Raw genomic sequence first — 12506 nt, 5'->3', positions numbered from 1 at the left:
CGGGCCGACCGGGCCCGACCACCGCAGACGCGTCCACACGCGCGCACGACCCGGCGCGCGCCCTGCGCTCGGCGCGCGTGGGGGCGCCACCGATGGGCGGACAGTCGCCGGACAGTCACAAAGGGTAGTACCTCACCGAAGCCGTGACGGAAAGTTCGCGATTCCCCGGACAACAGGGGGTAGCTCAAGGTAGGGAACCCAGCGCACGACTTTTGCTCGCGCGCCGTGCCACCCGCCGTTCACCACCCTCACCAAACTTCCCGAAGAAATCCCGGAAACGTGTGTAAGAGCCGGTGCGGACCGCCCTCTCAAAGGTCACAGGGGCCCGGAACCGGGCACCGCCCGAAGGCAGAGAGGAAGACGATCATGGAGCGTCCCGTCAGCGTCGTCGAGCACGAGCTGGAGCTCAACCTGGTGCTCTCGCCGGAGCACAGCGTCCCCGTCCCGGCCCGGCTGTCCTACGGCAGCCACGACCCGTACGCGGTGTACATCACCTTCCACCTGGACACCGGTTCGCCGGTGACCTGGGTGTTCGCCCGCGAGCTGCTGGTCGAGGGCACCTTCCGCCCGTGCGGCCAGGGTGACGTGCGGATCTGGCCGACCCGTTCGGGCCGGCGCAGCGTGCTCTGTCTGGCGCTGAGCTCGCCCGCCGGGGACGCCCTGCTGGAGGCCCCGCTGCCGGCCGTCGCGGCCTGGCTGGAGCGGGCGCACCGGCTGGTTCCCCCGGGCAGCGAGCTGGCCGCGCTGGACATGGACGGCTCGCTCGCCGAACTGCTCGCCTAGGCATGCGCCGCAGCGTGCACCGGCTCGTGCACCAGCACCAGCATCAGCACCCGAACCAGCAGCACCAGCACCAGTATCAGCACCCGGACGAACTCCCCCAGGAACGCGACCACGCCCGCAAGGACCAGCGGCGGCAACGGGAGCGGGGAAGCAGGAGCGGCGCCCCCGCCGGCTCAGCGGGCCGCGGGGGCCTGCTGACGACCGCGGGCGGTGTCCGGCCCCCCGGCGTCCCGCTGTCCGGGCAGCCGGACCAGCGGCGCGCCGGCCGAACGCCGTCGGGCCCTTATCCGGACGGCGGCGGCGAGCAGGAAGCAGAGTCCGACCCACGGATAGACCGAGGTCGGCAGCTGGCGCCACGGTGACATGTCGAGGACGGCCAGGCCGACCGGCTTCGCGGCCCACATCGCGAAGGACAGGAACGCGACCAGCGTGGCCCAGAAGACGGCCCGCCAGCGCAGCCGGCGGACGCCGGCCGGGCGGGCGCGCTCGACCGAGGCCTCGGCGGCGAGCAGGACGAGCATCGGCACGCACCAGACCCAGTGGTGGGTCCAGCTGATCGGCGAGATCAGGACGGCGGTGACGGCCGCGCAGCAGACGCCCCAGGCCTCGGCCCGGGGCAGCCAGCGGCCGCTGCGCGCGGCCCAGGCGGAGACCGCGAGGCCCGCCAGCGCGATCAGGCCGGCCCCGAGGGTGGCGACGGTGCCGGGGTCGGCGCTGTGCAGCAGGCGGGCGAAGGCGCCGCGCATCGACTGGTTGTCGACGATCCAGGTCTTGCCGACCCGGGAGGAGTCGTAGAGGTACTTGGTCCAGAAGCCCCAGGTGGCGTCCGGCAGGACCAGGGCGCCGAGCAGGAAGGTGCCGAGGAAGGTGAGGCCCGCCACGAAGGCGGCCCGGATCCGACCGGTGATCAGCAGGTAGACCGCGAACAGGCCGGGGGTGAGCTTGATGCCGGCGGCGATGCCGATCGCCACGCCCTTGCTCCGCCGCCCGTCCGCACGGGTGAGGTCCCAGAGGATCAGGCAGGCCAGCGCGAGGTTGATCTGGCCGTAGCGGAGCGTGGTGAAGACCGGTTCGAGCCAGACCCCGAGGCCGGTCGCCAGGATCACGCCGATCGGCCGCAGCTCGCGGCGCGGCCAGCCGACCAGTTTGAAGGACAGGTGGGTCAGCAGGGCGAGCAGCCCGACGTTGCCGAGAGTGATCGCCACCCGGAGGAAGGGCACCGGGAACCAGGTGGTCGGGACGAACAGCATCGCCGCGAACGGCGGGTACGTCGCGGGCAGGTTCCACTCGGTGACGCGCAGCGCGTACAGGTCGGTGCCGTTGGCCACGGCGGCGCCCTCGGCCCGGTAGACGATCATGTCCACCATCGAGGTGTGGACGAAGTGGCGGACCACCGCGTACACCAGCAGGGACAGCAGCGCCACGGCGGAGGCCGCCAGCAGCGGGCGCCGGGGGGCCTCGCGCAGCGCCCGGACGGGGGCGCCGAGGGACCGGCGCAGCCGGTCCGACAGGGGGGCGGGCGAGGGGTCGGGTGCGGTCCGCACCGGGCTGCGCTCGTCTTGCACCGCTGTCACTGTCCACTCCGTCCACGGCTCGGCCAACCAGCGACGATACCGGATGCCGTCCGAACGGAACCGGACACGATCAACTACCCAGCGTGACAAAGCGGCTCTGACCGGCCGCACTCCGTCGCGGACGGAGCGCGAACGGCCGGAACCCGGACGGCCTGAACCCTGACGGCGTGAACCCTGACGGCGGGAACCGGACGGTCGGAACCCGGACGGTCGGAACCCGGACGGCGGTCGCCCCCTCACCTCTGGAACAGCGCGCCCCGGCTCCGCCGCCGTCCGCCCCGCGCGGGCTCCGCCTCCTGGGGCCCGGTGCGCAGCCGCAGCCGGGTCTCGGCGCCGCCGAGCACCGCGGAGCGGCCGAGCGCGACGTCCCCGCCGGTGGACTCGGCGAGCTTGCGGACGATGTCCAGGCCGAGGCCGGTGGAGCCCTCGCCGCCGTGCCCCTCGCCGCGCTTGAGGGCGGCGGCCGGGTCGCTGTACCCCGGTCCGGCGTCGCCGACCAGCACGATCACCGAGCAGTCGGTGGCGAGCACGTCCACCGAGAAGGCGGTCCCGACGGAGGTGTGCCGGAAGACGTTGCCGAGCAGCGCGTCGACGGCGGCCGCGAGGTCCCCGCGCTGGACGGGCACCGGCGCCGCCCGCTCGGCGCCGGTCAGCTGCCAGCGGCGCCCCTCGTCCTCGGCCAGCGCCGACCAGAAGGCGACCCGTTCCCGGACCACCTCGGCGGCGTCGCAGCCGACGGCGACGGCGGGCGCGTCCTCGGGGGCGCGGCGGGCCGAGCGGATGATCTGGTCGACCTCGCGCTCCAGCTGGGCGACCGCGTGCCGGGTGGCGTCGGCCGCGTCGCCCTCGCCGAGCGAGGCGGCGTTGAGCCGCAGCACGGTCAGCGGGGTGCGCAGCCGGTGCGACAGGTCGGCGGCCAGTTCCCTTTCTGCGGCGAGGAGTTGGACCACCCGGTCGGCCATGGTGTTGAACGCGTGGCCGGCCTCTCGCAGTTCCTCGGGGCTGCCGTCGACCTGCTTGCCCTCCACCGGGACCCGCACGGAGAGGTTCCCGGCGCCGAGCGAGCGGGCGGCGGCGGCGAGCTTGCGCGCGGAGGCGACGATGCGGCTGCCCATCCGGTCGGCGACCAGCACCGAGATGGCGACCAGGCCGAGTGCCACGGCGGAGAGCACCTGCCAGGCCGTGGCGACGCCCCGGGTGAGGTCGCTCTCGGCCACGAACACCTCGACCACCGCGGTCCGCCCGGTGTCCACCGCGACGGGCTGGAGCAGGGCGTACCCGCCGGGCACCTTCACGGTGAAGGAGCGGCCCTGCCCGCCGGCCGTGGCCACGTCGGCCGTGGTGGCGCGCCCCTCCCCCAGCATCGGGCCCCCGGGCTCGCCGGTCCCGGCGGCCGCCGTCCCGGGGCCGCCTCCGCCCGGCCCTGCTCCGTCGCCCTCGACGGCGTGGGCCGCGTCGCCGCCTCCGCTCCCACCGGTGGTTCCACTCCCGCCACCGGCTGCCGCGATGCCGGCTCCACTTCCTCCGCCGGCTCCACTTCCCCCGCCGGCTGCCGCGCCACCGTGGAGCGCGCCGCCGCCACCCGCCCCGGCGGGCTGCCCGGCCGCCGGTAGGTGCACCGCCATCCGCCCCTGCCCGCCGGCGTCCGTACTGGCCAGCGCCCGGGTGATCGCGTCCTCGTCGGTGGTGATCGCCAGGGCCGGCCCGAGCGCCGCGGCCTGCCGCTCGGCGGCGGTGAAGGCCCGGTCCCGCGCGGTCTGCTGGACCATCAGTCCGAGCGGGATCAGGAAGGCCAGCGCGACCATGGTGGTCCCGGCGACGGCGGCCTTGATCAGGGCCCAGCGCAGCGAGCGCCCGAACCGCCTCATGTCCGGTGCTCCGCCGCGCCCCCGACGGCTTCCAGCCGGACCCCGACGCCCCGGACGGTGTGCAGGTAGCGGGGGTTGGAGGCGGTCTCGCCGAGCTTGCGGCGCAGCCAGGAGAGGTGGACGTCGATGGTCTGGTCGCCGCCGTAGGTCTGCTGCCAGACCTCGGCGAGGATCTCCTTGCGGGGCACCACGACGCCGGGCCGGGCCGCCAGGAAGGCCAGCAGGTCGAACTCACGGCGGGTCAGGTCGAGCGGGCTCCCGTCCAGCGCGGCCTCCCGCCGCTGGAGGTCGATGGCCAGTCCGCCGACCCGCAGCACCTGGGCGACGGGCGCCGCGCCGCTGCCGAAGCGGCGCAGCACGGCGGTCATCCGGGCGCTGAGGTGCTCCCCGGAGAAAGGTTTCACCAAGTAGTCGTCGGCGCCGTCGTTGAGCAGCCGGATGATCTCGGCCTCGTCGTCCCGGGCGGTGGAGATGATCACCGGCACATTGGTCAGGCCCCGGATCATCTTGAGCGCCTCGCTGCCGTCCAGGTCGGGCAGTCCGAGGTCGAGGATCACCAGGTCGCAGCCGACCTGGGCGACCTCCCGCAGCGCCTCCAGAGCCGTGCCCACGCTGCGGACCGCGTGACCGGTGTCGGTCAGGTGGCGGATGAGGGCGGAGCGTACGAAGGGGTCGTCCTCGACCACGAGCACTGTTGCCATGGGCCTGCACGGTACGCCATCGCCGGTCAGTGGTCTGTACCTCGGGGGTGGGTCCGGACATTGTGCAACTGCCCTGCCGAATACCGGGGGTGCCGGTCTCCATCCGTTTGGAAATACGGCAGGATGTGCGGACGATGCGGAACGGACTGGTACAGCTCGGCGCCTGGGCGGCGGCCACCGGGGCGGCGGTGGCGCTGTCCTGGCTCGGCGTGCACGCGGTGCTGACCGGCGCCGCGTTCGAGCAGCCCACGGCGATCGCGCTGCCCTCCCCGAAGGCCGAGGGCACGCCGCACTCCGCGCCCGCCACGCCGGACCAGCCGCGCTCCACCGCACCGTCCACGACCCCTTCCCCGGCGGCCTCCCCGACCACCACCCCCGCCACCGCCCCGCACGGCCCGGCTCCCGCCACCGCCGCCACGACGCCCGGCCGCCGGCCCGCCCCCACCGCCGCCGCGACGTCCACGGTGAAGAGCTACCCGATCCCCGGCGGCAAGGTCGCGCTGGACCTGAAGCCGGATCGGGCCACCCTGGTGTCCGCCGCCCCGGACCCGGGCTGGCAGATGCAGGTGTGGACCGACGGCCAGTGGCTGCGGGTCGACTTCACCCGCGGCGACGAGGCCAACTCGGTCTTCGCCTCCTGGAACGGCCACGCGCCGATCGTGGAGACGGTGGTCCGCTGACGCGCGGGCCCCGACACCCCGCCACCCCGACACCCCGTCAGGCGACGGGCGGCGGCACCGCCGGCCGTCGCACCGCGAGCGGTCGGACGGCGGACGGCCGCACGGCGGGCGCCGTCAGAAGCCGTCGCACGGCACGTACCCCGGCAGGTACGGCCCCACGTACCCCGCCCGGTCCACCAGCGTGTGCCTGGTCCCGCCCGGCACGCCGATGGTGGCCAGCACCACCGCGCCGTAGTCGTCCCGCGCCTCGTAGGGCTCGGTCAGCGACAGCGCGCCCCGGTCCACCGCGTAGTCATAGGCGTAGTAGACGTCCGGCACGCTCACGGTGAGGTCCAGCACCCCGTCCCCGTACCGGTCGAGGTACGCGGTCAGCTCCCGGCCGCGCGGGCCGGTGGTCCGCACCGGGGAGGTGAGCACGATCCGCGTCCCCGGCGCGGCGAGCACGTACGAGAGGGTCTCCGGGTCCCCGGTCCGCGGCCCGGCGTACGCGGTACAGCGCAGCCCGAGCGCGGCGCAGTAGCGGCGGGCCGCCCGCTCGGCGTCGGCGACCGCGAAGACCACCGCGTCGGCGCGGCCCATCGGCAGCGGCCCCTCCTCCGCGGGGTCCGGTACGAGGCCGGCCCCGAACAGGACGGGTTCGGCGGCGGTGTCGGTCATGACTGCCCTCCCGGTAGGCGTACGGACCATCCTGGCCGTCCCGGGCACCGGGGGTGGGGCCCTGCGCACGGGGGTGTGGCTGGAGGGTGGCGCCGGTCCGACCTGCGCGCAACTGTTCCGTTTCCTCCTGGTCAAGCTGTGCCCCGGAACGGGAGAATCGGCCGCGCCGCTGTACAGAATGCCCACCACAGGACGGTGCCGTCGATGCCCCCCGCTCACGTCCCGAGCTCCCCCGGCTCGCCCAACTCCGCCGCTCCGCAGGGATCTTCCTCCGCTCCGCAGGGATCTTCCGCCGCCCCGCAAGGCCCGTCCGCCGCCCCGGCGGGCAGCACCAACGACGCCATCGACCTCCTGGACGGCCGGCTGATCCGGCTGCTCGCCGAGGAGCCCCGGATCGGGGTGCTGGAGTGCTCGCGCCGGCTGCAGGTCGCCCGGGGCACCGTGCAGGCCCGGCTGGACCGGCTCCAGGCCAAGGGCGTGATCGGCGGGTTCGGCCCGGAGGTGGACCCGGCGGCGATCGGCTACCCGGTGACGGCCTTCGCCACGCTGGAGATCTCCCAGGGCCAGGGCGCGGACGTGCGGGCGCACCTGGCGAGCGTGCCGGAGGTGCTGGAGCTGCACACCATCACCGGGATCGGGGACATGCTGGTGCGGATCGTGGCCCGGTCCAACGCCGATCTGCAGCGGGTGATCGACCGGGTGCTGGGCTTCGACGGGATCGTCCGCTCGTCCACGGCGATCGTGCTGGAGAACCCGGTGCCGTACCGGATCCTGCCGCTGGTCGACCAGGCCGCCGCCGAGTAGGAGGATCGGATCGGTCCGACGCGCCGATTCGGGCATATGCGTGAGGCGCCGACGGCCGCAAGATTTCTATATGAACGTTCTACTACCTCTCGCGCCGCCCTCCGGTCCGCTGATACCCGCGGCAGCCGCGCCCCGCGCCGGGTCGGCCCCGGCATGACGAACGCGGTCGCGGCCGTCGGTACCGCCCCCACCCTCATCGCCTCCGCCCAGCGCGCCCTGCGCCTGCTGGAGGCGGCCGCCCGATACCCCAAGGGCGCCACCGCCAAGCAGCTCGCCCGGGACACCGATCTCGCCCTGGGCACCGCCTACCACCTGCTGCGCACCCTGGTGCACGACCACTACCTGGAACGCCGCAGCGGGCTCTACCGGACCGGCCCAGCGGTCGCCGGGCTGATCCGGGACGACGGCCCGGCGACCGGCCGGGCCCGGCTCCGGACGCTGCTGGGCGTGCTCGCCGACGAACTGTCCGCCGCCGTCTACTTCACCTGGTACCGGCACGGCGAGGTGGAACTGGTCGAGGCCGCCGAGGCCCCCGGCGCGCCGCTGGTCGACCGGCACGACTTCCGGGCCGGCGCGCACGCCCACGCGGCCGGCAAGACCCTGCTGGCCCTGATGACGGCCGAGGAGCGCCGGGCCCACCTGGCCCGCTACCCGATGGTGCCGTTCACCCCGTACACCCTGCGGGACCCGGCCTGCCTGCCGCTGCTGCCGCGCCAGGGCCCGCGGCGGGCCGTCCCGATCACCCAGTTCCAGGAGTACGCGCTCGGCACGGCGGGTGCGGCGGTGCCGGTCGTCGCGGGCACCGGCATCGGCGCGATCTCGGTCTCCCTGCCGATGGCCCAGGCCCACCGGCTGGCCGGGATCGCCGCCCGGCTGAGCACCCGGGTGGGCGAGGACTTCGCCGAGATGGCCTTCGGGGTCTGACCCCGCCGACCGGGCCGGCCCCGTGCGGGAGGGGCGGCGCCCGGTCAGCAGGAGGGGACGCTGCCGCCGCTCCTCAGCGCCTGGAGGGCGGAGACCGACTCGGCGAGGGTGCCGACCGGCACCAGACGCAGCGAGGCCGGGGTGTTCACCTTGGCGTCCGCGCACTCGTCCTTGGGCAGCAGGAACACCGTCGCGCCGTCCCGGGCGGCCGCCTGCGTCTTCAGGGGGACGCCGCCGACCGGGCCGACGGTGCCGTCCTTGTCGATGGTGCCGGTGCCGGCGACGGTGAGCCCGCCGGTGAGGTCGCCGCCCTTGCCGTCGCCGGCCAGCTTGTCGACGATGCCCAGCGCCAGCATCTGGCCGGCGCTCGGCCCGCCGACCTCGCCGAGGTCGACCTTGACCTTCACCTGGTCCGGCGACAGGTGGAGGTAGCCCAGCGCGGCCGCGGTCGCGGCGTCCTGCGACTCGGCCATCTGCTGGGCGGTCGCCTCGTCGGCCTTCACCGGGTTGCTCTCCGGGTAGACCGTCTCGGTCGGGCGCACCGCCTCCTTGGGGTCGAACCACGCCTGCAGCGAGCGCCAGAAGGTGTTCTTCTGCCCAGCGTTGGTCGCCGTGATGGTGACCATCCGCAGCTCGCCCTCGGTGGTGCGCAGCGGCGCCCCGGTGATGGTGAGCACCGGCTTGCCCTGGTAGGAGCCCAGCGTGTCCGCGGTCAGGCCCGGCCAGGTGAGGGTGTACGGCAGCGGAACGAAGGCGGCCACGCCGAACAGCGCGGCGACCAGCACCCCGCACAGCGCGAGCGCGCGGGTCCGCGGGGTGGTGAGGGCCTTGGGGAGCTTGGTGTCGGACACAAGGGGAATCCAAACACACCCGACACCGTGTGCGGGCGCTACCTCAGGGCGTCGGCCACCTCGGTCGCCGCCTCCACCACCCGGGGGCCGACCCGCTCGGGCACCATGCCGTTCAGCATCACCACGCCGACGCTGCCCTCGATGCCGCTCAGCCCGACCAGTGCGGCGGCCGCCCCGCTCGCCCCGGACTGCTCCTCCGCACGGGTGATGACGAAGCCCTGCTCGGGCCGGCGCTGGCTGGGGAAGGTGCGCGCCTCCAGGATCGCCCGGCCGGCCGCGCTCTCGGTGAGCGGGTGGCGCAGGCCCGTCCGGTAGGCGACGTGGAAGTCGGTCCAGCTGGGCTCGACCACGGCGACGGCCAGCGCCTCGTTGCCGTCCACCAGGGTCAGGTGGGCGGTGGCGCCGAGGTCCTCGGCGAGGCTGCGCAGGGCCGGCAGCGCGGCCTCGCGCAGCAGCGGGTGCACCCGGTGCGCGAGGCGCAGCACGCCGAGGCCCACCCGGGCGCGCCCGCCGATGTCCCGGCGGACCAGGCCGTGCTGTTCCAGGGTGGCCAGCAGCCGGTAGACCACCGTCCGGTTGACGGCCAGCCGGGCGGCCAGCTCGGTCACGGTGAGCCCTCGCTCGGAGTCGGCGAGGAGCTTGAGGACCCGGACGCCGCGGTCCAGGGTCTGGGAGGTCTCGGCAGTCACGACGGGCAATCCTTTCCGCGGCGCTCGCAGGGCGGGCGGCGCCGTTCCAAGGTCGGTGTCGCGCGCAGGTGGGGGTGGCCGCGCTCGGGCCGCACGGCGTCGTCCTTGACGCGCACGGCCCCGCGACGCCGTCCCGCGGGGGTTGCCCGGCGGAAGAGCGTGGGGGAAAGGTAGTGAAGGAAATGACGCGACGGAAGTGGTTGTCCAAAATTCGGGCGTGATCAACTTCAACACCGGCTCGAATTCCGGACAAACCCCCGCGATTCGCCGGGTGCATCGGGGCACTGGAGCGCCCCCGGTCCGATGACCGGACGCGCCCCCGGTCCGACGGCCGGGCGCGCTCGCGGCTCCGCTACTTGGCCCACTCCCGGATCTTCGCGATCCGCGCGTTGAGCTGGTTGACGGTGGCCTGCGCGGTGAGCGGCCCGCCGCACTGGCGGCGCAGCTCGTTGTGGATGGTGCCGTGCGGCTGGCTGGTGCGGTGGTGCCAGGCGGCGACCAGCGTGTTCAGCTCCTTGCGCAGCTCCCGCAGTTCCTGGTGGGTGACCACCGGCCGCTGCTCGGCCGGCAGCTCCAGCAGGTCGGCCTCCTCGGCGGGCTTGGTCTTGCTGCGCTGGATCTGCCGGTGCTGGCGCTTCTGGAGCAGCATCTGCACCTGGTCCGGCTCCAGCAGGCCCGGGATGCCGAGGTAGTCCTCCTCCTCCTCGCTCCCCGGGTGGGCCTGCATGCCGAACTCCATGGCGTTGTACAGCACCCGGTCGAAGACCGCGTCGGAGCCCAGCGCCTCGTAGGAGAACTCCTCGCCGCCGGCGCCGTCCGGGCCGTCGTTGGCCCGTTCGGCCTCGGCGAGCAGCCGGTCCTCCTCGTCGAAGAGGCCCTCGCCCTCCTTCTTCGGCCGGTCCAGCACGTGGTCGCGCTGGAGCTCCATCTCGTTGGCGAAGCCCAGCAGCAGCGGGATGGTCGGCAGGAACACGGAGGCGGTCTCGCCGCGCTTGCGGGCGCGCACGAAGCGGCCGACGGCCTGGGCGAAGAACAGCGGGGTGGAGATCGAGGTCGCGTACACCCCGACGCTGAGCCGGGGCACGTCGACGCCTTCGGACACCATGCGGACGGCGACCATCCAGCGCGAGGTCCCCTCCGCGAAGTCGGAGATCCGCTTGGACGCCTCGGCCTCGTCCGAGAGCACCAGGGTGACCTTCTCGCCACTGATCTCGCGCAGCATCTTGGCGTAGGCCCGGGCCACGTTCTGGTCGGTGGCGATGACCAGCCCGCCGGCGTCCGGGATCGCCTTGCGGACCTCGGTGAGGCGCCGGTCGGCGGCCTGGAGCACGGCCGGGATCCACTCGCCCTGCGGGGACAGCGCGGTGCGCCAGGCCTGGGCGATCAGGTCCTTGGTCATCGGCTCGCCGAGCCGGGCCTCCAGCTCGTCGCCGGACTTGGTGCGCCAGCGCATGTTGCCGCTGTAGCTGAGGAAGATCACCGGGCGGACGACGTGGTCGGCCAGCGCGTGCCCGTAGCCGTAGGTGTAGTCGGCGACGGACTTGCGGATGCCGTCGCCGCCCGCCTCGTACGCCACGAACGGGATCGGGTTGGTGTCGGAGCGGAACGGCGTACCGGTCAGCGCCAGTCGGCGGGTGGCCGGCTCGAAGGCCTCGAAGCAGGCCTCGCCCCAGGACTTGGAGTCACCGGCGTGGTGGATCTCGTCCATGATCACGAGGGTCTTGCGGGCCTCGGTCCGGTTGCGGTGCAGCATCGGGTTGACCCCGACGCCCGCGTAGGTGACCACGATGCCGTGGTACTCCCGGGACAGCGGCCCGGAGGAGTACGCCGGGTCCAGCTTGATGCCTATCCGCGCGGCGGCCTCGGCCCACTGCTTCTTCAGGTGCTCGGTCGGCGCGACGACGGTCACCTGCTGCACCAGGTGGTTGTGCAGCAGGTACGAGGCCAGGGTGAGCGCGAAGGTGGTCTTGCCTGCGCCCGGGGTGGCGACCGCGAGGAAGTCGCGCGGCTGCGTCTCGATGTACTTGTCCAGCGCGCCCTGCTGCCAGGCCCGCAGCTTGCCCGCGGTGCCCCACGGGGCGCGGCCGGGGAAGGCCGGGGAGAGGTGGTGCGAACCGGCGGGCGTGCCATGGCCGGCGGATCGGGCGGGCGCCTGAGACTCCGGTGCGTCGGAGAACAGCGGCATCGAGGAGGCGGCGGCAGTACTCACGGTCTCCGAGGGGGGATCATCGCAGGTCAGAGGCGGTTTAGCGGCCTCGCCCCGCGGTCGGGCGGCGATCGGACAACCCGCCCAGCGTACCGGGTCCGGCGCCGTTCGGGCCTCCGGGCGAGGCGCCGCGCCCGGCCCGCGCGGCCGGAAATCGATGTGACCCGGATCACATCCGATATCTCGTGAAACCCGGTAATCGCCACCCGTCCCGGGACTCTCACCAGGGTGAGGCCGCACCGACCCCACCTGCCGCACCGCGGCCTCGCACCGAACCGAAGGGACCCACCCGTGCGCACCGTCGAAGAGCCCGTCCAGGCCCGTCTGATCCTCTCCCCCCACCGCTCGGTCCGGCTGCGGGTGGTGCTCTCCTACCTGCCGGAGGACCCGCTGGCCGTCCGGATGGCCTTCCCCGCCGAGTTCTCGCTGGACGAGCCCGCCGAACGCCGGGACTCCGAGGACATCGTCTGGATCTTCGCGCGCCAGCTGCTCTCGGCCGGCATCGAGCTGCCGGCCGGCGTCGGCGACGTCCACGTCCGGCCCGCGGTCGGCCGGCGCACCATGGTCGAGCTGCGGGCCCCCGAGGGCACCGCGCTGCTCCAGTTCGACACGACCGACCTGCGCCGCTTCCTGTGGCGCAGCCGGCTGCTCGTCCCCGAGGGCGAGGAGCACCTGCACCTGGACGCCGACCGCGCGCTCGCCCAGCTGCTCGGCTGACGGGCGGCGGCGTCCGGAAGCGCCCCCGCGCTTCCGGCCACCCGCGTCCGTC

At 74.2% G+C, this 12506-nt stretch carries 12 protein-coding genes; 5 read left to right on the top strand and 7 right to left on the bottom strand.

Annotation, left to right across the window (positions count from 1 at the left end; genetic code table 11):
- Positions 1-366 precede the first annotated feature (366 nt).
- Positions 367-783: an SsgA family sporulation/cell division regulator gene (locus tag ACFVHV_RS17640; protein WP_097237712.1), complete on the top strand. Its 417-nt coding sequence runs from the start codon at positions 367-369 to the stop codon at positions 781-783.
- Positions 784-956: 173 nt separating this feature from the next.
- On the opposite strand, the gene ACFVHV_RS17635 is transcribed toward ACFVHV_RS17640, so the two are convergent.
- The 3 genes from ACFVHV_RS17635 to ACFVHV_RS17625 form a co-directional block, all read right to left on the bottom strand.
- Positions 957-2357 (bottom strand): glycosyltransferase 87 family protein, encoded by a 1401-nt coding sequence (locus tag ACFVHV_RS17635; protein WP_359904187.1) that lies wholly within the window; start codon positions 2355-2357, stop codon positions 957-959.
- Between the two features lie 236 nt (positions 2358-2593).
- Positions 2594-4162 carry a sensor histidine kinase gene (locus ACFVHV_RS17630; protein WP_380351944.1) on the bottom strand — a complete coding sequence of 523 codons (1569 nt, stop codon included), beginning with the start codon at positions 4160-4162 and terminating at the stop codon, positions 2594-2596.
- Positions 4163-4221: 59 nt separating this feature from the next.
- Positions 4222-4926, bottom strand: a complete 705-nt coding sequence (locus ACFVHV_RS17625; protein ID WP_359904192.1) for a response regulator transcription factor — start codon at positions 4924-4926, stop codon at positions 4222-4224.
- Between the two features lie 134 nt (positions 4927-5060).
- On the opposite strand from ACFVHV_RS17625, the gene ACFVHV_RS17620 reads away from it, so the two are divergent.
- On the top strand, positions 5061-5606 hold the full coding sequence (locus tag ACFVHV_RS17620; RefSeq protein WP_359904195.1) for a hypothetical protein: 546 nt from the start codon (positions 5061-5063) through the stop codon (positions 5604-5606).
- A 114-nt stretch (positions 5607-5720) separates the two neighbouring features.
- Here ACFVHV_RS17620 and ACFVHV_RS17615 read toward each other — a convergent pair whose 3' ends face one another.
- On the bottom strand, positions 5721-6263 hold the full coding sequence (locus tag ACFVHV_RS17615) for a VOC family protein (protein ID WP_380351918.1): 543 nt from the start codon (positions 6261-6263) through the stop codon (positions 5721-5723).
- A gap of 342 nt (positions 6264-6605) precedes the next feature.
- Between ACFVHV_RS17615 and ACFVHV_RS17610 the strand changes: the two genes are divergently transcribed.
- Entirely contained in the window at positions 6606-7067 is a 462-nt protein-coding gene (locus ACFVHV_RS17610) for an Lrp/AsnC family transcriptional regulator (protein ID WP_359904275.1), read from the top strand.
- A 153-nt stretch (positions 7068-7220) separates the two neighbouring features.
- Complete coding sequence (locus tag ACFVHV_RS17605) at positions 7221-7991, top strand: helix-turn-helix domain-containing protein (RefSeq protein ID WP_359904201.1); 771 nt, start codon at positions 7221-7223, stop codon at positions 7989-7991.
- Between the two features lie 44 nt (positions 7992-8035).
- Here the strand turns inward: ACFVHV_RS17605 and ACFVHV_RS17600 are convergent, their stop codons facing one another.
- The 3 genes from ACFVHV_RS17600 to ACFVHV_RS17590 all read right to left on the bottom strand — a co-directional run bounded on the left by ACFVHV_RS17600 (position 8036) and on the right by ACFVHV_RS17590 (position 11716).
- Positions 8036-8842, bottom strand: a complete 807-nt coding sequence (locus tag ACFVHV_RS17600) for a S16 family serine protease (protein WP_380351916.1) — start codon at positions 8840-8842, stop codon at positions 8036-8038.
- Positions 8843-8880: 38 nt separating this feature from the next.
- Positions 8881-9531: an IclR family transcriptional regulator gene (locus ACFVHV_RS17595; protein WP_049654777.1), complete on the bottom strand. Its 651-nt coding sequence runs from the start codon at positions 9529-9531 to the stop codon at positions 8881-8883.
- A gap of 352 nt (positions 9532-9883) precedes the next feature.
- Positions 9884-11716: a DEAD/DEAH box helicase gene (locus tag ACFVHV_RS17590; RefSeq protein WP_359904277.1), complete on the bottom strand. Its 1833-nt coding sequence runs from the start codon at positions 11714-11716 to the stop codon at positions 9884-9886.
- A 312-nt stretch (positions 11717-12028) separates the two neighbouring features.
- On the opposite strand from ACFVHV_RS17590, the gene ACFVHV_RS17585 reads away from it, so the two are divergent.
- Positions 12029-12454: an SsgA family sporulation/cell division regulator gene (locus ACFVHV_RS17585; protein WP_359904206.1), complete on the top strand. Its 426-nt coding sequence runs from the start codon at positions 12029-12031 to the stop codon at positions 12452-12454.
- Positions 12455-12506 lie beyond the last annotated feature (52 nt).

It is taken from the genome of Kitasatospora sp. NPDC127116 (assembly GCF_042677365.1).
GTDB lineage: Bacteria > Actinomycetota > Actinomycetes > Streptomycetales > Streptomycetaceae > Kitasatospora > Kitasatospora lactacystinica.
This window is presented reverse-complemented; position numbering and strand designations above follow the sequence as displayed.